General features: G+C 27.6%; 28 protein-coding genes. 7 read left to right on the top strand and 21 right to left on the bottom strand.

Features of this window, described 5'->3' with window-relative positions:
- Positions 1-8: 8 nt before the first annotated feature.
- The 5 genes from INR60_RS17550 to chbG form a co-directional block, all read right to left on the bottom strand.
- On the bottom strand, positions 9-935 hold the full coding sequence (locus INR60_RS17550; protein WP_194191262.1) for a glycine betaine ABC transporter substrate-binding protein: 927 nt from the start codon (positions 933-935) through the stop codon (positions 9-11).
- Positions 919-1581, bottom strand: a complete 663-nt coding sequence (locus tag INR60_RS17545) for an ABC transporter permease (RefSeq protein ID WP_338015012.1) — start codon at positions 1579-1581, stop codon at positions 919-921. The genes INR60_RS17550 and INR60_RS17545 overlap by 17 nt, the downstream gene beginning before the upstream one ends.
- 71 nt (positions 1582-1652) lie before the next feature.
- A complete protein-coding gene (locus INR60_RS09380) occupies positions 1653-2867 on the bottom strand; it encodes an MFS transporter (RefSeq protein ID WP_194191261.1) in 1215 nt (404 codons plus the stop codon).
- Between the two features lie 58 nt (positions 2868-2925).
- Positions 2926-4104: an MFS transporter gene (locus tag INR60_RS09375; protein WP_194191260.1), complete on the bottom strand. Its 1179-nt coding sequence runs from the start codon at positions 4102-4104 to the stop codon at positions 2926-2928.
- Positions 4105-4180: 76 nt separating this feature from the next.
- Positions 4181-4915 carry a chitin disaccharide deacetylase gene (gene chbG / locus INR60_RS09370; protein WP_194191259.1) on the bottom strand — a complete coding sequence of 245 codons (735 nt, stop codon included), beginning with the start codon at positions 4913-4915 and terminating at the stop codon, positions 4181-4183.
- Positions 4916-5015: 100 nt separating this feature from the next.
- On the opposite strand from chbG, the gene INR60_RS09365 reads away from it, so the two are divergent.
- Positions 5016-5483, top strand: a complete 468-nt coding sequence (locus INR60_RS09365; protein WP_194191258.1) for a GreA/GreB family elongation factor — start codon at positions 5016-5018, stop codon at positions 5481-5483.
- 13 nt (positions 5484-5496) lie between these two features.
- On the opposite strand, the gene INR60_RS09360 is transcribed toward INR60_RS09365, so the two are convergent.
- The 11 genes from INR60_RS09360 to INR60_RS09310 form a co-directional block, all read right to left on the bottom strand.
- Positions 5497-6333, bottom strand: a complete 837-nt coding sequence (locus INR60_RS09360) for a MurR/RpiR family transcriptional regulator (RefSeq protein ID WP_194191257.1) — start codon at positions 6331-6333, stop codon at positions 5497-5499.
- A 17-nt stretch (positions 6334-6350) separates the two neighbouring features.
- A complete protein-coding gene (locus INR60_RS09355; RefSeq protein ID WP_194191256.1) occupies positions 6351-7016 on the bottom strand; it encodes an N-acetylmannosamine-6-phosphate 2-epimerase in 666 nt (221 codons plus the stop codon).
- A 171-nt stretch (positions 7017-7187) separates the two neighbouring features.
- The gene (locus INR60_RS09350; RefSeq protein WP_194191255.1) at positions 7188-8864 is read right to left on the bottom strand and encodes an immunoglobulin-like domain-containing protein; all 1677 of its coding nucleotides are present in this window, start codon (positions 8862-8864) and stop codon (positions 7188-7190) included.
- Between the two features lie 123 nt (positions 8865-8987).
- Positions 8988-10055 (bottom strand): deaminase domain-containing protein, encoded by a 1068-nt coding sequence (locus tag INR60_RS09345; RefSeq protein WP_194191254.1) that lies wholly within the window; start codon positions 10053-10055, stop codon positions 8988-8990.
- Between the two features lie 72 nt (positions 10056-10127).
- A complete protein-coding gene (locus tag INR60_RS09340; protein WP_194191253.1) occupies positions 10128-11495 on the bottom strand; it encodes an MATE family efflux transporter in 1368 nt (455 codons plus the stop codon).
- A gap of 4 nt (positions 11496-11499) precedes the next feature.
- The gene (locus INR60_RS09335) at positions 11500-12291 is read right to left on the bottom strand and encodes an ABC transporter ATP-binding protein (RefSeq protein ID WP_194191252.1); all 792 of its coding nucleotides are present in this window, start codon (positions 12289-12291) and stop codon (positions 11500-11502) included.
- A gap of 22 nt (positions 12292-12313) precedes the next feature.
- The gene (locus tag INR60_RS09330; RefSeq protein ID WP_194191251.1) at positions 12314-13321 is read right to left on the bottom strand and encodes a FecCD family ABC transporter permease; all 1008 of its coding nucleotides are present in this window, start codon (positions 13319-13321) and stop codon (positions 12314-12316) included.
- A gap of 1 nt (position 13322) precedes the next feature.
- The gene (locus tag INR60_RS09325; RefSeq protein WP_194191250.1) at positions 13323-14336 is read right to left on the bottom strand and encodes a FecCD family ABC transporter permease; all 1014 of its coding nucleotides are present in this window, start codon (positions 14334-14336) and stop codon (positions 13323-13325) included.
- Between the two features lie 67 nt (positions 14337-14403).
- On the bottom strand, positions 14404-15345 hold the full coding sequence (locus INR60_RS09320; RefSeq protein ID WP_194191249.1) for an iron-hydroxamate ABC transporter substrate-binding protein: 942 nt from the start codon (positions 15343-15345) through the stop codon (positions 14404-14406).
- Between the two features lie 239 nt (positions 15346-15584).
- Positions 15585-15746 (bottom strand): hypothetical protein, encoded by a 162-nt coding sequence (locus INR60_RS09315; protein WP_194191248.1) that lies wholly within the window; start codon positions 15744-15746, stop codon positions 15585-15587.
- Between the two features lie 17 nt (positions 15747-15763).
- Positions 15764-16726, bottom strand: coding sequence for a tRNA dihydrouridine synthase (locus INR60_RS09310; RefSeq protein ID WP_194191247.1), 963 nt, complete (start codon positions 16724-16726; stop codon positions 15764-15766).
- A 128-nt stretch (positions 16727-16854) separates the two neighbouring features.
- Between INR60_RS09310 and INR60_RS09305 the strand changes: the two genes are divergently transcribed.
- Positions 16855-17175 (top strand): DUF3784 domain-containing protein, encoded by a 321-nt coding sequence (locus INR60_RS09305; RefSeq protein WP_194191246.1) that lies wholly within the window; start codon positions 16855-16857, stop codon positions 17173-17175.
- A 28-nt stretch (positions 17176-17203) separates the two neighbouring features.
- On the opposite strand, the gene fliB is transcribed toward INR60_RS09305, so the two are convergent.
- The 5 genes from fliB to INR60_RS09280 all read right to left on the bottom strand — a co-directional run bounded on the left by fliB (position 17204) and on the right by INR60_RS09280 (position 23618).
- A complete protein-coding gene (gene fliB, locus INR60_RS09300; RefSeq protein WP_194191245.1) occupies positions 17204-18262 on the bottom strand; it encodes a flagellin lysine-N-methylase in 1059 nt (352 codons plus the stop codon).
- Positions 18263-18455: 193 nt separating this feature from the next.
- Complete coding sequence (locus tag INR60_RS09295) at positions 18456-20693, bottom strand: glycoside hydrolase family 3 N-terminal domain-containing protein (protein WP_194191244.1); 2238 nt, start codon at positions 20691-20693, stop codon at positions 18456-18458.
- A gap of 13 nt (positions 20694-20706) precedes the next feature.
- Positions 20707-21528 (bottom strand): MurR/RpiR family transcriptional regulator, encoded by an 822-nt coding sequence (locus INR60_RS09290; protein ID WP_194191243.1) that lies wholly within the window; start codon positions 21526-21528, stop codon positions 20707-20709.
- 29 nt (positions 21529-21557) lie between these two features.
- Positions 21558-22868, bottom strand: coding sequence for a PTS sugar transporter subunit IIC (locus tag INR60_RS09285; protein WP_194191242.1), 1311 nt, complete (start codon positions 22866-22868; stop codon positions 21558-21560).
- A 198-nt stretch (positions 22869-23066) separates the two neighbouring features.
- A complete protein-coding gene (locus INR60_RS09280) occupies positions 23067-23618 on the bottom strand; it encodes a hypothetical protein (RefSeq protein ID WP_194191241.1) in 552 nt (183 codons plus the stop codon).
- A 210-nt stretch (positions 23619-23828) separates the two neighbouring features.
- Here INR60_RS09280 and INR60_RS09275 point away from each other — a divergent pair, with 210 nt between their 5' ends.
- The 5 genes from INR60_RS09275 to INR60_RS09255 all read left to right on the top strand — a co-directional run bounded on the left by INR60_RS09275 (position 23829) and on the right by INR60_RS09255 (position 25501).
- Entirely contained in the window at positions 23829-24323 is a 495-nt protein-coding gene (locus INR60_RS09275) for a hypothetical protein (protein ID WP_194191240.1), read from the top strand.
- A 24-nt stretch (positions 24324-24347) separates the two neighbouring features.
- On the top strand, positions 24348-24605 hold the full coding sequence (locus INR60_RS09270; protein WP_194191239.1) for a hypothetical protein: 258 nt from the start codon (positions 24348-24350) through the stop codon (positions 24603-24605).
- 86 nt (positions 24606-24691) lie between these two features.
- Positions 24692-25015 carry a hypothetical protein gene (locus INR60_RS09265; protein WP_194191238.1) on the top strand — a complete coding sequence of 108 codons (324 nt, stop codon included), beginning with the start codon at positions 24692-24694 and terminating at the stop codon, positions 25013-25015.
- Positions 25016-25071: 56 nt separating this feature from the next.
- Entirely contained in the window at positions 25072-25215 is a 144-nt protein-coding gene (locus tag INR60_RS09260) for a hypothetical protein (RefSeq protein WP_194191237.1), read from the top strand.
- On the top strand, positions 25205-25501 hold the full coding sequence (locus INR60_RS09255) for a hypothetical protein (protein ID WP_194191236.1): 297 nt from the start codon (positions 25205-25207) through the stop codon (positions 25499-25501). Before INR60_RS09260 ends, INR60_RS09255 begins: the two co-directional genes overlap by 11 nt.
- Positions 25502-25508 lie beyond the last annotated feature (7 nt).

Genomic DNA, 25508 nt, shown 5'->3' with positions numbered 1-25508 from the left:
TAATACCTTTAATCCTTTTTAATAAGTCCCTTCTCCTTTAAGAAGTTAATTGCAACTTCTTTTTCATCTTTTCCATTAGATTCAACTTCATTATTAAGTTTAGACATTTCTTCCTCTGTTATAATATTATTCATTTTTAATAAAACACCTTCAAGGTCTTTATATTTATTTAAAGTCTCTTCCCTTACTACCGTACCTGAGTAGTATGTTTGATAAAAATTCTTATCATCTTTTAACACAACAATATCCGATGTAGAAAGTTGTCCATCTGTTGTAAATATATTCATTACATCTATCTCTTTTGAATTTATAGCTTTGTGCTTTAATCCTATATCTAAATCTACTGCTTCTTTAAATTTAAAGTTATACTTTTTGCATAAAGCATCATAGCCATCATCCCTTTCATAAAAATCATATTCTGCACCGAATTTTAAATCTTTTGAATACTTTTCTAAATCAGAATAAGTTTTTAAGTTATATTTTTTTGCAATATCCTTTCTTACAGCTAATCCGAAGGTATTATTAAATCCATAAAGCCCAACCCACTTTAGTTTATAATTTTCCATATATTTTTTATTTAAATCTTCAAAAAGAGTCTTATCATCTGGTATATGTTTCTCTTTTAAAACAAAGCTCCATCCTGTTCCTGTATATTCAGGATACATATCAAATTCACCTTTTACTATAGCTGGGTGAATATTACTAGTTCCCCCTCCTATTCCTTTAGTTATCTCAACATTAAGATTTGTATTTTCTTCAATTAAAGCTTTAAGCATTTCACTTAAAATAAATTGTTCTGTCATAGGTTTTGTTGCAATTTTTATAGTTCCTCCAGTTTTTTCTTCTACTTTTTTTGAATCATTATTACACGAAATAAAAGTAAAAGGTATTCCTATAGTTAAAGCTAAAAGTGCTATTTTAATAAACTTTTTCATTATTTAACCTCCATTTTCTATTAATAAATTTCCATACTCCCCCTGCTAAAAAGTCTCCTAAAAGGGCAAGTACTGCTATAAGCAAACTTCCAACTAAAGTCATAGCAGCGTTATTTGTAGTAATCCCCCTATATATAGCTACTCCAAGACCTCCAGCCCCTATAAACGATGCTATACCTGAAAGTGCTATTGTCATAACTATCATATTTTTAAATCCTGAAAGTATGATTCCTGTTGCAAGAGGCAATTTAATTTTAAATAATATTTCTGATCTTTTGCTTCCCATCCCCTTTGCAGCTTCTATAATTGAGCTATCTATACTTTCTATTCCTGTATATGTATTTCTAATCATAGGCAAAAGCCCATATACAGTTAATGCTATTATAGCTGTCTTATTACCTATTCCAGATAGGGGTATTAAAAATCCAAGTAATGATATTGATGGTATTGTGTAGATAAAATTTGTAATGCTAATTACTATTTTTGAGGATTTTTTATATTCACTAATTAAAACTCCTAAAGTTATTCCTATAACTCCAGCTAAAATTATAGCTATACTAGATATTTTTAAATGCTCTATAGTTAGCTTTAAGAAAAAATCCCACCTATCTATAAGTAAATTAAACGCTTCTCTAATATAAATCACCTTCCTTAAAATTAATATCTTTACAATAATATTCTAAAAACAAAAAAAAATTCTCTAAATAGTAGAGAATTTTAGGAAAAAGCTTTTTTATGTAATTTTAGATATATAAAAAAGATAAAAATAGAAAATATCAAAAGTCCAAAAAATAGAAAGTTTTTATTTAATTTGTATATATTAGATGATATTATAGGGCCAATTGCATAACCTATAGATTCTGATGCCCCAACTACTCCAAAAACAAAACCTTTAATATCTTTAAATTTTGAAAATCCTAAAAGTGAATTTTGAAGAGCAGCATTTAAAAAAGTTGCACCTAAAAAATAGATAGTTATAACTACAGCAAAAATTATTTTTCCTCGAACTACACCTAAAGTAAATAAAGTTACTATCATAACTAAAAAAGAAATAAGCATCTGCCTATCTATTCCTATTTTATCGCTTACTATTCCGGCGATTGGTGCAAATATTCCAAAAACAAATAGGTAAATCGATATTATAGTAGATGTATAAAAAGATGTCGCTTGTAAAACTTCAAGCCCATAAAAAGGGAAAATAGAGCCGACGCACCCGTAGATAAAATCACCAAGTAACGCAACAAAACAAAGTAAAATAACTTTAGTTAAAAGTTTTTTTTCTATGAGTTCTTTTTTTATAACTTTAAGTCTACAAAGTATAGGCTCCTTTGATTTCTCACATTTTTTTGATTTACTCGTATCTTTTTTTATTTTAAAAATAATAAAAACTACTGTTATTAAAATTGAAATACATGAAACCCAAAATACAATATTAAAATTATTAGTTAATGATAATATATACCCTCCTACAAAGGCTCCAACTCCTCCGCCTAAAGTAAATACAGCTGATGCAAACCCAGTAGATTCTCCTATATGTTTTCCATCTAAAGCTCTCCCTAATACAGAGAATACTGCAGGAGCTGCAAGGCCTAATATAGCTCCTTGCACTATATATAAAGAGCCACAAAGTATATTATTATTTATAAATATATAAGTTATAGGGACTAAAGCTAAAAGAGTTGTAGATATAACTAAAACTATTTTATCTCCTAAAGTATCTGTAATAATTCCAGAAGGTACTTGAACTAAAGCTTTAGAAAGTCCGTAAAGAGACATAAAGCAACCTATTATTATAGTATCTAATCCAATATTATCAAAAAATAATGGTATTACAGGAATCGTAAAGCTATAGCTTATTCCAAAAAGCAGCCTATAAAAACAAAAGTTTTTTAGTTCTTTATTTTTAAATAATACACTTTCTCTTAAATTCATATAGTTTCTCCTTAAGTTTTTATAAACTTATCTTTAACTAAAAACTTAATAAGTATTACTACTTTAAATTTAAAAAGTAAAATAAAGAAACTATCAAAGTTACAAAAAATAAACTTAAAAATAAAAGTTCTTTGCTGTAGCTATATAAATATGATGAAATTAAAGGACCTACAGCAAACCCTAAGGATTCAGCACCTCCAACTAGTCCAAACACAAATCCTTTTGTAGACTCGTTTTTTGATGCTTTAGATAATTCACTTTGAAGGGATGCATTTAAAAAGGTTGCACCTAAAAAATATATTATAATAATTATTAAAAAAATTATTTTATTTCTTATAAAGTATAATCCAAGTAAGCTTAAACTCATAACAAAAAAAGATAAATTTAAATTCTTTTTATTTCCTATTTTATCTGATACTAAACCAGCTATTGGCGCCCCTATTCCAAAAACCAGAAGATAAACAGATATTATAAAAGAAGTATAGGCTGTCGTTCCATTTAAAACATCAGTTCCATAAAAATGTATCAAAGATAAAATACAGCCATATATATAATCTCCTAAAAAAGCAATCGATGCTAAAACTAATGTTTTTCTAATAATTTTTTCTTTTTTTAATTCTTTAAGTATAGATTTATTTCTAACCTTATCACTTGAACTTCTATAATTATTTTTAGGAACTAAAAATAAAAGGTATATAAATGATATAAATATTCCAAAGGAGGCTATATGAAAAACTAAATCAAAATTATTCAACTTATTTACAATAACTCCAGAAATTAAAGCTCCAATTCCTCCACCTAAAGTAAATACTGCTGATGCAAACCCAGTGCTTTCTCCTCTTCTTTTAGTATCTAAAACTCTAGATAATATAGAATAAGTTGCAGGGGCTGCCATACCTAGTATTCCACCTTGTAGTACATACAAACTTGCTGCCATAAATGAATTTTTACTATAAACGTATCCTATAGGTAAGATAGACATCAAAATAAGTGCAAGCTTCAAACTTTTTTTATCTCCGATTGTGTTTGTAACTACACCAAACGGAAGCTGAGTTACTGTTTTACTTATCCCATAAAAAGAAGCTATTGTACCTATTAAAATAGTATCAAAACCAATTTCTTTAAAGTATAGTGGTATAATAGGTAATATCATAGTATAACTTATTCCAAATATTAATCTATAAACGCAAAAGTTTCTTAAATCTTTGTTTTTAACCATCAAATTATCTTTAAACATAAAAATCTCCTAAAATAAAATTTACTTAACTAACCTTAATTAATCTTATTCTAGGAGATTACATATTATAATCTTTTTAAATGTTTTTATAACTTACAAGTTCTATATTGTTTGATTTTATAAATTCTTTTAGTTCTTTAGATGTAAGTATTTTTAATTCTTCTGCCCTTTTAATGTTATAACTGCTACCATTTAATAAAATATAATCTACATAAGCTGGATGAGTCATAATTTCAATTAAATTTTTATCTTTATTATTTTTAAATATATCTTTTAGATTTTCTAAAGATACACCCTCATCATAAAAATCTTCAATAAAATTCTTAGAATGTTTAACCCCTTCTTTTTCTAAAAGATTTTCGTAAAATTCGTTCATCCCTCTAAGCGGAATATTTAATTCTTTTGCTATTTCTATAGCTATTAAATATTGATTATATGTAGCGCCAACGTGAAAGTCTATATGTGTTGGTTTAAAGCCAGTATCTAAAAATTTATTTACTTGTGCTTTATATTCTCTTTTTATTTCTTCAGGGTCTGCCTTTTCTATAATGTTCATATCTCTTATAAAAAAGCCTTTTTTATCTACTATAGTTTTATGACCCTTTAAAATTGGTTTTGAAGCAGTCATAACTAAATGTATTCCCACACTTAATTCTTTGTTTTCTTTCATTAACTTTATTGCATGTTCGAAGCCTTCCATGTTTACCATAAGGGACGTCGAACTTACAATCCCATCTTTAAATGATTCTAGTATTCCAATATTTTGTCCCTTGCTATACCCGAAATCATCTGCATTTACAATTACTTTCATTTTATCCCCTCCAAACATATTTTAACATATTCTTCAAAAGTTCATTTAATATCTTTATTATGCTATAATATTTAAATAGAAATTTGTGGAGGTAATACTTATGCATAATACTCTTACTAGAGAAAACATGGAAAAATTAAAAGAAGAACTAGAATATAGAATGACAGTTAAGAGAGCTGAAATAGCTAAAGAAAAACTTGTAGCAGCAGCTCATGGTGATAGATCTGAAAACGCAGAGTACAAAGAAGCTTGCGCTAACTATAGAGAAAATGATAACAGAATACAATACCTTTTCACTATGATTTCAACTGCAACTGTAGTTGATGATGACTCTACAGATAAATCTCTTCTTGGAATTAATTCTAAAGCTAGAATTAGATTTGTTGAAGATGATGATGAAACTGAAATAACTTTAGTTACTACTATGGATTTAGACCCTGAAAATATGCTAATTAGTATCGAGTCTGATTTAGGAAAGGCTTTATTAAATAAAAAAGCTGGCGATATAGTAGAAGTTTTAGCACCTGGTGACAATTACACAATAGAAATATTAGAGCTTTTAAATTAAAAGCTCTAATATTTTATCTTTCTATAGAGTTTGTAGTTTTTATTTTGTTTTCTATAGCTTCTTCATATACTTCTTTTATTACTTCTGCATAGATTAGTTCTACTAAAAATCCTTGAGTGAGTTTTGACATAATAGACCCTGTTTCAAACTTTGTTTCTACTCCTACATAGCTTAAATTTACATCTGACATATCCATAATTGTATTTCTAACATTTGAAGTTATTGATATGATTTTACATTTGTTCTCTTTTACTAAATTTAAGGCTTCTATAAGTTCTTTAGTTTCTCCAGTGTATGAAATGCAAAAAACTAAATCCTCCCTTGAAATTAACGAAGACATCATAAGCATAGTGTGATTATCAGTAACAGTAGTCGTATTTAAACCTATCCTCATAAACTTGTAATTTGCATCCATAGCTGAAATTCCAGAGTTTCCAATTCCAAAGAAAAGTATTCTTTTAGCACCTAAAATTAATTCTCTAATTTCTACTATTTTATTAAAATCAAGTTCTTCAAAAGTCTTATCTAAAACCAGCTTGTTGCTCTCTAAAATAGTTTTAGAGGTGTTTTGAACACTTTCATTTATATCTACAGCTGCGCTTATTATGCTTTTACCATTTTCTTTTGAAATAACTTTAGCAAGTGTTACTTTAAATTCTTGAAACCCGCTAAATCCAAGCTTTTTTGTAAACCTAGTTACAGTAGCTTCTGAAGTTTTTGCACCCTTTGCTATCTCTGAAATAGATTTATATACGCACTCATTTCTCTTTTCTTCTATGTATTCTTCTAATAAGATATCATTTTTACTTTTCTTATAGTCGTTTTTCTTTATCCTATCTATAATACCCAAATACTTTCCCCCTTTAATTAACCTAAAACATCTACAAATCTTTTTGTAATTTCTTGAGGTCTAGTTATAGCACCTCCAACAACAGCCGAAAACGCTCCGCTTTTATAAGCATCTTCTAAATCCTTTGGACTATGTATCCTTCCCTCTGCAATCACTGGAATTTTTAAATTTTCACTTAATTTTCTAATTAACTCTAAATCAACTCCTTTATTTTTATTTGAATAATCTGTATATCCTGAAAGTGTTGTTGAAACGCAATTAACTCCTAATTTTTCAGCTAAAATTCCTTCTTCAAAACATGCTATATCCGCCATTACTAAAACACCTTTTGAGTGAATTAAATCTATTAAATCTTTAAGTTTTTCACCATTTGGCCTTTTTCTGTTTGTGCAATCTAAAGCTATCATCTCACAGCCTGTACTTAATAGCTCCATAACTTCCTTTTTAGTTGGAGTTATATAAATATCTGAATCATCATACTTTCTTTTTATTATCCCAATTACAGGTAAGTTTACACTTCTTTTTATCTCTTTAATATCTTCTACCCCTTGCGCTCTTATAGCGACTGCACCTCCCATTTGCGCTGCAATTGCCATCCTTCCCATTATCATAGGACTATGCAAAGGTTCCTCTTCAAGTGCCTGACAAGAAACTATTAACCCACCTTTTAATTTATCTAACATAAATTCTCACCTACCTTTTTTCTTATATTTATATAATAAGCGTAAACAATTTCATATGCAATATTTTTTAAAATATTTTTCACTTTAATATATTTTTGAAATTTATTTTCATATTTTATAAATATATAACTAAAAAAGATACTACGTTAAGTAGCATCCTTTTCTTTTAGCTTATCTTATTAATTTCCAAGAACTATCACTCCCTGGAACAGAAGTTGTCCACCACAAAGCTTCATAAACCTTTCCTTCATACCTCACTTTCATTCCAGCTGTGCAAACCATTCCTTCTTTATAATCTACAGTGCCATCTGGGTTTTGTGAATTTACCTTTTCCCATGCAGCTGATTTATCTGGGTCTTCTCCTTTAACCCACCATTTGCAAACATATTCTTCACCTTTAAATATAACTTTATCTCCTGTGTTATATATTTTGCTTGAATCATAATTATCCTTACTTGGATCTGGCTTTGCTTTTACTTCTATAGTAATTTTCAAAGTTGTTTCAAGCCCCTTGCTATCTGATACTTTATATACTATATCATAATAGCCAGCTTTCCCTGTATCAACCTTTCCAGTAACTTGAATCTTTGACGTTAAATCTCCATCCTCTTTATCTACAGCTTTAACGCCATCTAAAGGATTAAAGTTATCTCCTATATATATAGTTTTGCTTTGAGCTCCACTTATAACAGGTTTATTATTAACTTCGACAGAACCTCCCCCTGTAAACTCTTTGCATATATTAGTAAACTCATATTGATTTTTAACTCCACTATTATTATCTAGTTTAGCATCCCTATTTAATGACCAAAATGAAACCATTCCAAGCCCATTTAATTTTGCATGATCTACTACAAGCTTTGTCCAATCTGTAGTAAACACTGGGTGAGCTGAACCTTCAAAACCTATAGAAGGTGTAGTACCAATCTTTCTATAACTTTCTGCATCCGTTAAATCAATATTTGCATACTTTTTAAAGTAATTTTTAAGTTGATCTTTAGTAGAATCAACAGCTCTTAAAGATGCAGTTCCATAGTTTTCTCCAGGGTTTAAAGTGCTTGAACCATAGCACATAGTCATAATATTTACAAGTTCTACTTTTACTCCTTGACTTAAATAAGCTTCTAAAACATCTAATTGCACGCTTGTTAAACCGCTAGGTAAAACTGGTAAAGTTAAAACTATATCTACTCCAGTTTCATCTTGAACTTTCTTTATAGCCTTTGCATTTGCTATATTTTTCGTTTTATCTTGAGCTCCTCCTTCTATATCTAAATCTAATCTAGTTAGACCATATCCTTTAACTAATTCCATATAAGTATTATATAAAACATCTACATCTTGAGTAACTTGCCAAAACGGAGTTCCGTTTAAGCCTCCGAAAGATACAGTAACATCTCCTCCAACATCCCTAAGTTCTTTTATAGACTTTTTAATTCCGTTATATTGGCTGTTGTCTCCTCCACTTTCACTTAAAAGAGAGTATCCACCCCATCCCCAGTTTACTTTTCCATTTGTAATTCCTGAAGTCCCTTGAATAAATCCTAAATTAAAAAATTTTACTCCAGTTTCTTCGTAAATCTTTTTCAAATTAACAGTTCCGTTATTTGAGTAATCAGGATTATTAATCCAAGCTACCATATCAACATAAGGTGAATAAACCTGGCTTGGCCATTCTATACCTTGTCCCACACCAAAACTTTTATAAGCTTCGGCTTTTTCTAATGAATAAGCTTGCTTATCTTGTGCATAAGCCTTGTCCTTTTCTAATACTGGCAAAATTCCTGTAAAAACAACTGAAGTCACAATAGTTACGGCAATGATCTTTTTTAACTTTTCTTTTTTCATTTAAATCCCTCCATAATTATTCTAAAGTAAACCTTTCCATTTTATTATAATATAGTAAATTTTGCCATTCAATGGTTTTTTTAAATATAATTTAATTTATTTAAAAAAGCTACAGTTTAAATTTTACTTTTCACCGTAGCTTTTTTGATATTTTATATTTACTTTTATTTTAGGATATTTCTCTTTAAATTGACTTATAACGTAAAGGCAACTAGGACAAGGCTCCCATTTACTATATAAATCTATTACTCCAACGTCTTCTAATTCCTCTTCTTCTATTTTTTTAGAAATAGCTTCAAATATCTTTTTTTCACTATCATTTATCCTTCGATAACCTATTCCTAGTTCTCCAAGTTTATTTACTTTAAGGCTAGAAAAAATAGCATCCTCTTTACATACTACTTTGCAATAAGACTCTACATCATTTTTGCCACTTACAGCTTTAAATTCTCTATCATTAAATTTTGCAACTGCAATATTTATAGAATCCCCTAATGTTTTGCTTTGATTTATTTCATGATAGTTTTCTTTTTTTATTATATATTTATCTAAAGATTTTATAAGCCTCTTTATTTTAGGAATATCAGACTTTAAACTTTTGTGATATTCAACTGTCCCTAAATCTGATTTTATATAATTTCCATTTAAATCTTCTGAAAAATTTATTTTAACTGTATTTATCTCTTTTTCTATATCATATAAAGATTCTTTTAAAGAAGTTTTAGGTATCATTTTTTTTATAAGTTCTATATCTTTTGAATAAATATAATCTTTATCAATTTCTTTTTCTAAATCTTTTATAACTAAAAAATCCTCTTCTAAAATCATTTTTTTAGTAGACTTTTTTATAAATTCTATTTTATTTATAATTTTTGATACATCTTCTTTTTTTGAAATCTTTCTTTCAAACTCTACTCTCTTTATATTTAATTTATTTATATCTTTAAATATTTCATTTAATTTTTTATGTTCTTTTTCAAAAATCAATACTTTATCTATATACGCTAAAAAATCTTTTATATCATAAACTTTGTAAGTTATTCCTTTTTCTATATCACTAAATATTCTTTTAATAACCTCTTCTTTTAAATTAAAATCTTCTTTAAACTTTTCTAAAGTATAACCACATTTTTTTATATCTTCAAAACTAGATATCTTTATCCTATTTCTTTTTTTATTTATCTTTTCCATAAGCTCAACTATCTTTCTTTAATTTATCTTTTAAAAAACAAAAAAGCCCTCTAAAATTATAGGGCTTTTTAATTATATATTATTTTTATTTAAATTAATAGGATTTGAATTGTTTTTTCTATCTTTAATTATCATACTAACTACTGTTAATAGTGCCAATATATCTGCTAACGGCTGTGATGCAAATATTCCAAAAATATTAAATATCTTAGGCATAAAATATAATATAGGAAGTAAATAAATCACACTTCTTGTAAGACTTAAAAATATTGCCCTTTTTGAATAACCTATAGTTTGAAAATACACAGTTCCTAAAATAACTATTCCGATAGTTGGTAAAGTTATTAAATTAATGCTTATACCATATTTAGCTAAGTTTATTAAAGCTACATCATCTGAAAACAGCCCTATAAAGAACTCTTTAAAATTCAATATAGTTATAAGCCCAAGGCTTAAGAATCCTGTAGCGAATATAATTGCTAAATAAAGAGCTTTTTTAGCTCTATTATAAAGCTTTGCTCCTATATTATACGCTATTATAGTTTGCATACCTTGACTTAACCCGTAAACTGGCATTAAGAAAAGAAGCCCTATAGAAGTTATAGCAGTCATAGCACCTATAGCTAAATCTCCACCATAGCTTTTTAGGATTTTGTTTGTTAATACAAATATAAATCCAGTTGCAATTTCCATTAAAAATGGAGTTATTCCAATTTTAATAATATCTTTAACTAATCTTTTATCGAATTTGATATTTGATAATTTTAACTTAATTTTAGATTTTCCAAATGTAAAATAATAAGAAGACCAAAGAAATATTAAAACTTGACATATAACAGTTCCAATTGCTGCACCTGCTATTTTTAAATCAAATATAAAAATAAATATTGGGTCTAAAATCATATTTAATATGCAACCTAAAACCATCATATTTGCAGCGAGTTTTGGATTTCCTTCTGACCTTATAGCACCGTTTAAAGCGAAACCTGGCAAATTAAGTATAGAAAATAATAAAATTATTATCATATAATCTTTTGCTAAAGGAACAGTTAAATCACTTCCTCCAAAAAAATATAAAATCTGCTCCAAAAAAGTAATATTTATAACTATTATAAATATAGCTGCTAAGATTTCTAAAAATACAGTAGTTCCTAGATACTTTTCTGCTAAATCCTTATTATCTTCACCGAGTTTTATAGATATATTTGTATTTCCTCCAATCGCTATAGCAACGCAAAAAGCCCCTATTATTGTAAATAAAGGCATAGCCACACCTAAAGCAGATAAAGCTTCAGCTCCACCACCCTCTATAGATCCAACAAAAGCTCTATCTATAGTGTTATATAAAGATGTTACAAGCATAGCTATGATAGATGGAATAGAATATTTAATTAATAGGCTTGTTATTTTATCTTCTTTTAAGTTTAATTCCTTTTTCATAAGACTAACTTTCCAATGCCATATCATATGTAATTAAAACAGGTCTGTTGTTTCTAGGGTCATTTACTATTTCCCCATCTATATTAAATAATTCTCTTAAGTTATCTTTAGTCATAACATCAAAAGGAGTACCACAACAAGAAACTTTACCTTTTTTTACACCTATCATATAGTCTGCAAACCTTGAAGCGTTATTTAACTCATGAATTACCATAACTATAGTAGTTTTATGTTTTTCGTTTAGTTCTTTTAAAAGTTCTAATATTTCTAACTGGTGCGCTAAATCTAAGTAAGTTGTAGGCTCATCTAAAACTAATATATCTGTTCTTTGTGCAAGAGCCATAGCAATCCACGCCCTCTGTCTTTGTCCTCCAGATAAAGCTTCTAAAGGTCTATCTCTAAATTCTTCTATCTTTGTTGCTTTAAGCGCCCAGTCTATAATCTTTTCGTCCTCACTTTTCATTTTAGAAAATCCACTTTGATGAGGAAATCTACCGTATGAAATAAGTTCTTCTACTGTTAATCCTTTAGGGGCTTTTGGTCCTTGAGGCAAAACTGCCATTTCTTTTGCTATATCTTTAGAATTGCTTTTATTTATACTTTTTCCGTTTATTAATACGTCTCCACTTTTGGCTTTTATGATTCTTGCTATTGTTTTTAAAATAGTTGATTTACCAGAACCATTTGCCCCTATTATAGTTGTTATCTTTCCTTTTGGAATCTCTATATTTAAATTCTTTACTATGTCAATATCGCCGTAAGATATATTTAAATCTTTTGTTATTATAGAATTCATCTCTTTTACCTTTTCCTTTCTATTATTCTTTAACCATTAAATATATAAAGTATGGTACTCCAACTACAGCAACAACTATCCCAACTGGAATTTCTAAAGGTGCTATTAAATTTCTTGAAATAGTATCACTAAATACTAATAATAAAGCTCCTATAAGTGCTGAAACTGGTATTAACTTTTTATGGTTAGGTCCAACAAGTTTTCTTCCTATATGAGGAGAAATAAGTCCTAAAAATCCAATACTTCCAGCAACGGATGTAGAAACCCCAGCTAAAATTACTGCATATATAATAAGTTTTCTTCTCTCTTTTTCTACGTTTACTCCAAGACCTATAGAAATATCATCTCCAAGGTTTAAGACATTTAAATACCTACTTTTATAAAATATAAGTCCTAAACAAACTACTATAAAAGGTAGTATAGCTATAACGTATTTGTAATTTGCACCCCATATACTTCCTGTAGTCCAAGCCATTACTCTGTTAAATTCTTGAGTTGTGAATCTTAATTGGAATATTGTTAAAATTGATGTAAATGCTATGTTTATTCCAATACCTATAAGTAATAGCCTTGATGAGTCTATACCGTCTTTATAGGCTAATATATAAACTAAGAAGGCTCCAAATATAGCACCTAAAAGCGCTACTATAGGCATTGTAAATATAGTTAAATTACTTACTCCTTCATAGACATTTCCATTCATAAAGTATATATAAATAACAACAAAAAGAGCTGCACCTGAATTTATTCCAAGAATACCTGAGTCTGCAAGTTCATTTTTAGTTACTCCTTGAAGTACTGTTCCTGAAACTGCTAACGCGACTCCAACTAAGATACCAATAATAATCCTTGGGAGTCTTAAATTAAATATAACTATATTTTGACTCTTACTTCCAAAGCCAAATAAAGTTTTTATAACATCTGTAGGGGTAAGGTTTAATGAGCCTAAGTTTAAACTAACTACAACCGAAACAAATATTAGCCCTAATAAAACTAAAATAGTTATTATAAATTTTTTATCTTTTTTCATTTTACTTATCCCCCTTTCTAACTAAATATATAAATACAGGAACACCTATAATCGCTGTAATAGACCCGATTGGAGTTTCGTAGGGCTGATTTATCATTCTAGCTATAATATCACTAAATACTAATAAAACTCCTCCATACACCATAGATAAAGGTATTATAAATTTATAATCCGCTCCTATTATTTTCTTTATTATCTGTGGAACTATAAGTCCTACAAAAACAATATTTCCAGCTACTGCAACAGATGCCCCAGTTAAGACTATAACTATTAAAATACTTAAAAATCTTATTTTGTTAGTATTTTCTCCAAGCCCTATAGCAACTTCTTCTCCTAGGCTTAAAATCGTTATTTTCTTAGATAAAAGCATAGCAAAAACAAATGCTATTCCCCCAAGTATAACTAGCATTTTAACTCCTTCAAAATTTGCACTAACTAATCCTCCTTGAATCCAAAAGCTTAGTTCCTTTGATAAATTAAAATACATAGAAATTCCCATAGCTAATGAAATTAAAAGAGTTCCAAGTGCAGTCCCTGCAAGTGCTAATTTAACTGGATCTACCTTTCTTCTTGATCTACTACTAAAAAAGTAAACTAAAATACCACTTATACTAGCCCCTAAAAATGCAAATATCATAAGGCTAAAGCTACTTATAACTAAATCTTTATAAACTCTTTGAAGAACGAAAGCTATAGCTATTGCAAAAGTAGCCCCTTGAGTAATCCCTAAAACTGAAGGCTCTGCAATAGGGTTTCTAGTTACCCCTTGCATAATAGCTCCAGCCACTGATAAAAATCCTCCAACTAAAAGTGCAGCTAGCGCTCTTGGGACTCTTACGTCTCTAATTATTTTAGTATTTATATCATCACTATTATTAAATAAGCTGTGAATTACTGTATTAAAATTTATATCCTTTGCACCTAAAGAAATGGAAATAAATATCCCAAAACCTAAAAGTATCAATCCAACTATCAACAAAACAGTAACTTTATATTTTTTATTTTGTTTACCCAAAACTCCTTAACCTCCTAAATAGTAAATTAATAAAGGAGTAATTATTTAATTACTCCCCTAAATCTTATTATTTTTTTATAATCTCTTCTTTTAAGTTATCTAGTAAAATTTCTCTACCTATAGGATTATAAGCTTGACTAAAGTATGGACTTGCAGGTAATTCTGTAACTTTAGAATTTTTAACTGCTTTTATTTTATTCCAAACTGAATTTGATTTTAAAGAATCTAATTCTGACTTTGTTCCTATAACTATTAAGTTATCAGCATCTATTTTTGTTAACCCCTCTAATGAAACTGTAGGCAGTGTAATACTATCTTGCTTTGGCATATTTTTAGGTTGTTTTAATCCCATATCTTCTTTTAAAACAGTTCCTATTCCACCTTCTGTAAATACCATAAATTGTCCAGACGTTGCTAAAACTGCTAGATATGTTGCGTCGCCATTTGCTTTTTTAATTTCATCACCAACATTTTTAGCTTTTTTATAGTATTCATCTAACCATTTTTGAGCTTCATTTTCTTTATCAAATAACTTTGCTACATCTTTAAACTTAGCTTCCCAGTCGTTTGACTTATCTTCAAGCATAACTACTGGTGCAACAGATTTTAATTGATCATAAATTTTTTCTTGTCTTGGAGACATAATTATTAAATCTGGCTGCAATTCTATTATAGATTCAACGTCCATAGTATCCATCATAGAATGTCCTACTACTTTTGAATTTCCTAATTTATTTTTAACGTAAGCTGGAACTTTATCAGTTTCATAAGAATCAACATTTGCTGTACCAACAGGTGTATATCCTAATAAAACTAACTCTTCACTGCTTCCTGAAATATCTACTATTTTTTTTGGATCTTTTGGAATTTCGACTTCACCTTTAACTGTTTGAACTTTTCTAGTTTCGCTTCCTTCATTTTTAGAATCTCCGCTTTGTGAACATCCAACAAAAACCCCTAAAGTTAAAACTACTGTACATGCTAATAAAATATTTTTTATCCTTTTCATTTTCCCTCTCCCGCTTCTTCTTTTGATATTTATTTACCGTTGTTATTGATAATTAATATCATGTTATGTTTGTATAATATCTTATTCATATATATTTAGTCAACATTTTTTTATCAATTTCTCATAAAAACTTTGTTTAATTCTTATTTTTATAATATTTTTACTATTTTTATTACATTTTTTTAATTTAAATTATTTTATAAATATAAAAAAGCTAGTATTTTCATACTAGCTTTTATCTAATCATCACTACAAACACAAAATGAATGTTGTAATTTTACGTATTCTTCATTTGAAAGACTTTTTAAATATTTATCAAAGTGATCTTCTGTGCAAAACTCCCCGATTTTATTTTTAAATGAGTTTTCATCAAGTTCTTTATTGCAGTACTTACATTTCAAAGATTTCACCTCCTAATTTATTCTTTATAAAAAAGTCCAGCTCCCTTAATTATTTCACTTTCTCTAAAAAGACTATTTACAGCTTCTAAATAATCTGAAAGCTTTTGTGATTTTTTAATCTTTTTTGAATATTTTTTATTATCACTAAAAATATAAATCATATATCCCCAAAGTTCTTTCATTCTAAAAATTGCATTTTTATCTTCTTTAAAAACTTCTCTATATGAGTTAAATATCTCATCATGAAATTCTTTTAAAACTTTTTTATCTATAACTACCCCCTCTTTTATTTCTTTAAGTAATCCTGGATTTGCTAAAATCCCTCTCCCTATCATAACTTTATCTACGCCTTCAAATTCTTCTTTAAACTTTTCCATATCCTTTTTTGTAAAGATATCACCGTTATAGCAAATCTCAGCTTTACTAAGTTTTAATGCATCTTTAAATACTTTTAAATTAGGAGTATTTCCGTAGAAATCTTTTTGAGTTCTAGGGTGAATTATAAGCTCGTATACAGGGTATTTATTAAATATTTTTATAAGCTCATAAAATTCTTCTGGGCTATCTTTTCCAAGCCTTACTTTTAAAGATATTTTCATATCTTCTATTTTATATATTTCTTCTAAAAATTTATCAAGTTCTTCTCTTTTAGCTAAAAATCCTGAACCTCTTCCCTTAGCTACAACAGTTCCTGAAGGGCACCCTAAATTTAAATTTACTTCACCGTACCCAAGTTTTTTTAACTTTTTACAAGTTTCTATAAACCCTTCACTATCATTAGTTAGAATCTGAGGAACTACCTTTATCTCCTTATTATTTTCCGGCAAAACATCTCTAAGTTCTCTAGTCTTTAGGCTTCTGCTTTTGTTTGGTACTATAAATGGCATAAAATATTTATCAATATTATCAAAATATTTTTTGTATGCATTTCTATATATAAATCCAGTTATACCTTCCATAGGTGCTAAATAGTATTTCATTTAGTATCTCCTTTGTTTCTCTATTTACTAAAGTCATTATATCAATCTTTTTTTTACTTATCTATAGCATTACTTTTTACCAAATATATGGTAAAATTGTATTAATATTATTTTAAGGAGACATCTTTATGGGATTTGAGGTTTTAATTCCAATACTAATAATACTTTTATTTATAACTATAGGAATATTTTTATCAAAAGGAAAAGGGATATTTCTTATAGCTGGCTTTAATACTATGAGTAAAGAAGAAAGAGAACAATATAATCTATTAAATGTTTGCAAATTTATGAGCAAATTTTGTTTTGCTATAGCTTTTTATATTCTTCTACTAATAATAAATACTTACTACGAAATTAAAGGTATGTCTGTACTTGTACCTTTTTTAATAATCGGAACAACACTTTTTTCAGTAATCTATCTTAACGTATCTAAAAAGTTTAAAAAATAAAGCTTGAATTTAAATTCAAGCTTTATTTTTATATTAGCCCTATAAAGGCTAAATAAGATATATCAATTATTTCTCTTTCAAATGACTCAATTATAAATTCTAAAAATGCTTCTTTATTACTTGTAATTATTCTAGAAAAAGCTAAAGTATAATCACTTATAGATTCTTTATTAATCTTTTCTTTTAAAGAAAATTTTAAAAATAAAGAGTAATCAATTAAAAAGCTCTCTAAAATTATATTTTGAAGTGAAATAATATTTTCTGTTATATTTTCTGATATAACGTTACTTATAACTTTTGATTTTATTATATCTAATAAAAATCCTTCATTACCTTTGATTTCTTTTTTGGATTTATCAAAAACACCTAAATAATCTACTAAATATTCATTTTCTGAAAAATCACCAATATCTTTAAATAGCTCTTTAAAAATACCTATGTCTTTATAATTAGTAATTATATCTAAAAATAAATTATTTAATTCATAAATTGCTTCTTCCCTATCAGTTTCTACTCTTCTTAAATTATCTAAGATTTCATATAAAAATTCTTTATCATTATAAATTCCTTTAATATCTTCTTCTCTCATAATATTTAAAACTTGAAAAGCTATTAGTAATTTTTCATTTAAACTAATATCTTCAAGATTTAATATATTTAAAATAACTTCTCTTGATTCTATTACTTTTCTATTATTATCTATAAGAAAGGTATTTTTTCTTATAAAATTTATAGCTTCAGGACAAGCTAAAGATAAGCTATATTCTGTTATGTCTTCATAATCATTAATAATTCTTGGAAAGCACCTACAAGTTTCTGATATATAATCATAACCATCCTCTTTTATAATTTTACAAAGCCCTTTGCAATCTAGGAAACTGCAATCATCTTTTGTTTCTTTATCTATAAAAATTTCTTTTTCTTTCTTTTTAGTATATTTTAAAAACTCCTGTTTTTCTTTTTTCCATTTTTCAAATGTTACTTTATCTATATTAATATCCCAGCCAGAGCAACAAGTATATTTACACTTATCTCCTATACAATTAAATTTATTATAATTTGAAAATACAATTTTTCTTTTATCCATTATATTTCATCCCCTTTTTATATTTTAAGTGTAACATATTTAAACTGTTTTTTTTGAATAAAAAATAAAGCCTAAAAAATTAGACTTCACCTTATAGTTTTAACAAACTATTCACTTCAAAACTATTGCAATACCTTAACCTTAACATACAAAACACAAGGATAATTTAGAAGCTTATATTTGTTAAAAAGATTTATATTAATTCAAAAGTCTTTTCTAGATAGTCTTTTGAATTTTTACCAACCATAACTTTTATATTTCCACTCTCTGCTTTATTTTCTAAGTTTATATCCCAAATTTTCAAATCATCTATAGTTAAATAAAATTCAACTTGGATCTTGGATTTACTCTTTACAAAAACTTTTTTGAACCCTTTAAGTTCCTTTATTCTTCTTGTAATAGAGGCTTCTAAATCTTTAATGTATAACTGTACAACTTCCAGTCCATCAAACTCACTATCATTATACAAATCAACAGTAACTCTTAGTTTTTCACCTTTTTCCATACTTTTAATAGATATTTTTTCATTACTCAACCTTAAATTGCTATATAAAAACTTTGAGTAACTAAGTCCATAACCAAAAGGATAAAGTGATTCTCCTTCCATATCTATATAATCTTCTTTTTGACCGCTATCTTTACCATTATAATAACAAGGAAGCTGCATTGAAGAAATAGGAATAGATACAGGCAGCTTACCGCTTGGATTGTTAAATCCAAAAATAGTTTCTGCTATAGCTTTCCCTCCATAACTTCCAGGATACCAAGCACAAATTATTGAATCACTATACTTAACTATTTCTTTTATGCTGTGAGGTCTCCCTTGAATTATCACAGTTATCACTTTAGTTCCCCTGCTCTTTATTTCTTTTATCAAATCAACTTGATTTTTTTCTAAATCTAAATTTGCTAAATCTACATTTTCACCACAATTCATATCAAATTTATCATAAGAAGTAACTACAGCTCCATTACTTTCAAAAGACATTTTAAAATTTCTAGAACTTGAACCACCTAAAACAACTATAGCTACATCTGATTTAGCGGCTACACTAGCTGCATTACTTATTCCATTTTCTATATATGACCTTATATTACAACCTTTTTCATAAAAAACTTCTACATCTTTAGAAACTATATTTTTTACTCCTTCTAAAACAGTTATTATATTTTTCTCATCTTGTGGTGAAGTATAATCTCCTAATTGATTATACTTACTATCTGCATTAGGTCCTATAACTGCTATTTTTTTTATTTTCTTAAGTGGAAGCAAGCTTTTATCATTTTTTAATAAAACTAAGCTTTCCTTTGATATATTCTCATTTAATGTGCTCTTTATAAATCTTAAATCTGTATTTTTTTGTTTATTAAATAAGCCTAGTTTATTCTTTAGATTTAAAATCCTATAAACCGCTCTATCTACATATTTTATATCTAGAGCTCCACTTTCTACAGCACTTTCTATAGAAGTATATATATCATCCCACAAGCTTAAATCTACTCCAGCTTCTAATGCAAGTTTTGCAGCCAGTTCTACATTTCCAGTCATAAGAAGCAGTCTATCTAAAGCACAACCGTCCGCCATTACAACGCCATCAAACTTATATTCATCCCTTAAAATATCAGTGAGTAACTTTTTATTAATATGGCAAGGCACTCCATCTATTTCGTTATAGGCTGCCATAAAACCTAAAGCACCACTTGATACACCACTTTTTACAGGTGGTAGAAATATTTCTCTAAGTTCTCTTTCTCCTATGCTTGCAGCTCCTGAGTTATGCCCTCCTACAGGTTCCCCTTGAGCACAAAGATGCTTTAATACAACTGTAACTCCATTTTCAGAAGTTTTATTATTAATCCCTTTAACTATAGATTCAGTATATTTTGACGATAAGTATGGATCTTCACTATAACACTCTTCTGCTCTTCCCCACCTTGGATCTCTTAACACATCTAAAGAAGATACTAGTGCTAAATTTACTCCTTTAGCTGCTATTTCATTAGATATTTCTTTAAATACATATTCTACTAGTTCTTCATTCCAAGATGACCCAATCCCTAAACTACAAGGATACATTTCTCCGTCTAAACCTTGATGTCCGTGAGTGCACTCTTCACTAAATAAAACTGGTATTTTTAATCTAGTATTATTAAATACGTACTCACGTATCATATCTATAACTATTTTGCTTTCTTCTTTTTTTATTCCGTTTGGAAAGCTTATTCCTGACCATGCATCAGCTCTTAGTACTCCATATATAGCACCTATTCCGCCTCCCCACTTTACGTGTTCTTTAAACTCATCAGTTAACTCAAATTTATCTCCTATTTTTTTATAAACATTCCATCCATATAACTTTTGATTTAACTGACCGACCTTTTCTTTTAATGTCATACTTTTTATTAAGTCTTTAATATATCTATTTTCCATATATATCTCCTAATCAAATTTCTTCTTTATTTATATAATTAGAAACCTTACTATTTATAAATTTAATTCTCTCTAAATCAATTTCATGTAGCCTATTAAAAATTTGCTCTAACACAAATAATTGAGACATCTCTGTTATTAGAGTACTTCCTTCTTCACCTAAATCTTTTCCTGCAGTATATAAAGTTATATCACTAATTTCTGTTATTAGAGATTTTTTGTTATTAGTAATCCCAATTATTTTTGCACCATTTTTCTTTGCTATTTTTAGGTTTTCTACAGTTTGTTTAGTTTTTCCTGAAATACTTAACCCTATGGCTACATCATTTTTTGAAGCTACAGATGCAGATAAAACTTGAGTGTAATTATCTGAACTTGAAAAAGCTTTATGTCCCATAGAATTTAGCCTTATTTGAGCTCCTGTTGCTGAAAGCCCTGAAAATCCTACACCAAAAATAAATACTGTATCGCACCCCTTTATAAGACTTGCAACTCTATTGATCTCTCTATAAGTTGATAAATTCAATGTATCTTCTAACATTTCTAAAATATCTCCAAATGCATTTGATATACAGTTTTTTAAAGTTATATCCTTCTCGCTTTTTATTTCTTTTGAAAGATTTTTTTTGAACTCATAGTAGCCACTATATCCAATTCTTTTACAAAACCTTAAAATAGTTGTTTCTCCAACTTCTATTTTTTCTGATAAGTCTTTTATGCTCATATAAGAGACTTCCCTATAATTTTTTATTATATATAACCCAACTATTTTTTCCTTTTTAGTTAAGCTTGAAAATAAACTTTTTATATTTGTGACTATACTAACTTCATTCATACTTAATCTCCTTAATTTTAATAAGATAATTAATTTTTATTCTCTAATTCCTGCTCTCTATTTGCCATAAGCACAAATGGAATATAAATAAGTACAGAAATAATTAAAAGTATAACACTTAAAATTGCAGCCCTATAATCTCCTGCCGTTGCTAAAAAAGCAGATATAACTGGAGGCGTTGTCCACGGAACTAAAGCTACTGTTTTTGAAACAAATCCAAAGGCAGTTGCATAATATGCTATTATAAGATTAAGTGCTGGCACTAATACTACAGGAAGTATAAAAATAGGATTTAAAACTACTGGTAATCCAAACATTATAGGCTCACTAATATTAAATACACTAGGAAGTGCAGCAAGTTTACCTATTTCCTTGTGATCTGATCTTTTAGATGCTATAAATATTGCTATAACTAAGCAAAGCATGCATCCGCCTCCACCTATTAGGCTATAAGAATTTATAAATGGTTCTGTAACAATATTTGGTACAGCTTGTCCCGCATTAAAAGCATCCATGTTTTCTTGCATAGCTGCTAAAAGTGTAGGACTAGTTATTGGACTTAAAATACTAGAACCATGTATTCCAAATGCCCACAATAAGTTTGAGATAAATGTTATAAAAATCATTCCACCAGGGTTTTGAACTAAACTTTGTAAGGGTGCTTGTATTATTTTACTTATTAATTCAGGTATGCTAACGCTAGAGATTTGATTTATTAAAAATACAATTACTGAAAATACAGTTAGTGTTATTATTGAAGGAATCATAACATTAAATGATTTTGAAACTCCGTATGGAACAGCATCTGGTAGTTTTATCTTTAACTTTTCATTTCTTGATAATCTAATAAAAAATTCAGTTCCTAAAAGTCCTGCAATAATTGCTAAAAACAATCCTGATGAAGAAATATTAACGCTACTTATAACGCCAGAAACAGTTATACTGTCTTTAAATCCATCAGGAATTATAGTAATAGCTTGAGGAATCATTGTTGCCATAACTGATACTCCAATAACTCCAGCATTAACTCCATCCTCATCATAAGATTTAGCAAGATTATATGATAGAGTAAAAGCAAACAAAATAGCTAATATTCCAAGTGTTGCATTATTTGCTATTACTCCAATTTCTTTATATTTATCTAAGTTAACAAAGGACTTTAAAATACCATTGTTTGAATCTAAAACTACATTATTTAATAAAACGAAAATTGATGCACCTATAATTAATGGCATAAGTACAATAAAGCCATCTCTTATAGCACATAAGTGTCTTTGACCTGCAATTTTACCTACAACTGGCATAATCTTATCTACAAATTTATCAATCTTTGAACTCATAATAAACCTCCACTTTTTATTGATGTACATCGTTTACATTTACAGTTTAATTTTATATATAGTTCCAGTCAATAAAAACTCCTATATATTATTTTTTATGGAATTTTTATTCCTTTATTTATATTAAATTAAGCTATATGTTTTAATTTTGCTCTCAATTTGAAACTTTTTTTCCAAAAAAAATAGGTTTAATTAAACCTATTTATAGTAACTTATCCAATCTTCACATCTTGTAGTATTTAAATCGATAAGTTTTTGATACATTATTAATTCATTATTATGATCTTGATTTTTTATATCTGATTTTTTCTCTAGCCAATCATTTTGTGATTGCCTAAAATTTTCTATTTCTTCATTTAAAGTTATTTCTTTTAATTTATCAAATAATCCATTTAAAAGTTCCTCGCTCAAATTATAAACAACCTTTGCACTTTGAACTTCATTTATATTATAAGAAGTTATTGAGTCTAAAAGGAGTTTATAACATTTATATAGACCCTTATCTTCTAAGCTTATTTCCTTTGCTTCATTTACTTTATCATAATAATCTTTTTGTATTTTTTCGTAAACATCTACTGCCTTAACTTTATTTGCAGTTACCTGTAAGTTTTTTTGATTATCGTGGTAAAACAAACTAATTAATATAACTATTCCAACTGTTACTACAAATATAGAAGCTAACATATAAATACTAAAAACTTTCCCATAACTTTTTTTAAACTCTTTAATAAACCCGAACTTTTTTTTCATATACATATCTCCTAAAGCTAAAAGATATTAATTTAATATCTTTTATTAATAAATATTATACAACGGTTCAATAAGTTTTTTCTACAATTTTTTATTTATTTAGACAAAACTATAAAAATGAACATTTCAACATAATTATTCATATATTAATACTATATAATTATATTTTTTATAATTATTTTTCACTATAAAAAAAAAAGGATGATCTTTATGAGTGAAATAACAAAATTTATCACTACTTTCAGCATTGATGAAACAGGCTATATGTATAATATAACGCAGCCTACCCCTCCAAAAACCTATACCGGTAAAGGGACTCTGACTGATTTTTTATCCGGTTTCATATATAAGATAGAAACATTACCTATATCAAATATTGATCCTCCTTCTATAATTTTAGATAAAAAAAGATTAGGAAGTAGATTCTATCCATATGAAACACATATTCTTAATTCTAAAAGAAGTTGTAACTATAATCTAAATTTCAAATATAAAAAAAATGCAAGAGTTTTAATTAAGGGACTTATAAGTTTAAATTTACCACCACCTCATTATATAAAAGTAGAACTTTATGAAATTATTTCAGAAAGTGAAAAAATTTTTATAGGAAATTCATTTACTAATGAATTAGGTGAGTATTATTTTAATTTACCTATTAAAACTAATTGTAACTATGAAATGTTAGCAAGTTATACTGACTTTTAAATATAATAGGGAAGAGTAAATTTTATGAAAATTTGTGTGAATAAAAATGGCAAAAGGCTTATAAGTGGTTATGTTTCAGACTCAAACAATAATCCTGTTTATGACTCAGTTGTTATACTTTATGTAAATTATATAAACAAAAGAAATATAGAAATAACTGAAAAATTAGCTTACACTACTACTAATTTATTTGGAGAATTTAGCTTTATAATAAATCTTTCAGATTATCCTGAAAGTACTTTTATAATTGAAGCTAACAATCCATTTAAAGAAATATATTAAATTATTATGTAACAAATTTTAAGTATTTCCATATTATATTATTGGGAATAAAATTTATCCCAAATATTTTTAGAGGTGAAATTTAAATGGCAAGTATTAACGTACAAAAATATACTACTGATGCTGCTATATCTGTAGCTAATCTTGGATATTATTATGATGTAACTGGAATGACAGCTCAAAACAAACCAACTGACGATGGATCTACAGTATTTAATGTAACTATCCCAGCTGGATACACTTACAACGAAGGATTCCAATTCTTCTTAACAGCTGCTCCTAATACTCCTGTTAGTAATGTTACAGTAGATGATACTACTACTCCTGGAACTTTAATAGTAACTTGTGCATCTACTTCTAATTTAGCAGCTTCAACTGCTTATACAATGAGCTTTGATTTAGCTTCTTAATATAAATTTTTAATATAGGAGTAGCTTTTTTGCTACTCCACCTTTTAGGAGGTAATATGGATAATATTTTAAATCCTTTTATTATAGATTATCTTATTATTAATGATAAAAAATATGACCACCTTGACTTTGAGTACATTAAAGAAAATAAGAAAATAACTATGAATATAGTTTTAAGAGGTAATGAAAATGAAGCATAGTATAGCTAGAATCCCATCTTCTTACTTCTATGAGCATAAAACTGCAAATGTTTGTTTAAAGGTTAATAATTTTGAAAGTACCTTAATAGATGGAATAGTTTTAGACCCATTTGGAGTTCCTGTTCCAAATGCTGGTATAGAAATAATTAGAGTTTGCATCAAAAATAACCAAGAAGAAACTATAGGGTGTATTTTTGCAAATGAATTCGGTAAATACGCTTTTACCCTTAAAATACTAGAAGGTTACTTTTATAAATTTAAATTATATACAAAACTGGAACAATAAAAAAAGA

The sequence above is a fragment of the Clostridium chrysemydis genome, from assembly GCF_015234215.1.
Lineage (GTDB): Bacteria > Bacillota > Clostridia > Clostridiales > Clostridiaceae > Clostridium > Clostridium chrysemydis.
This window is presented reverse-complemented; position numbering and strand designations above follow the sequence as displayed.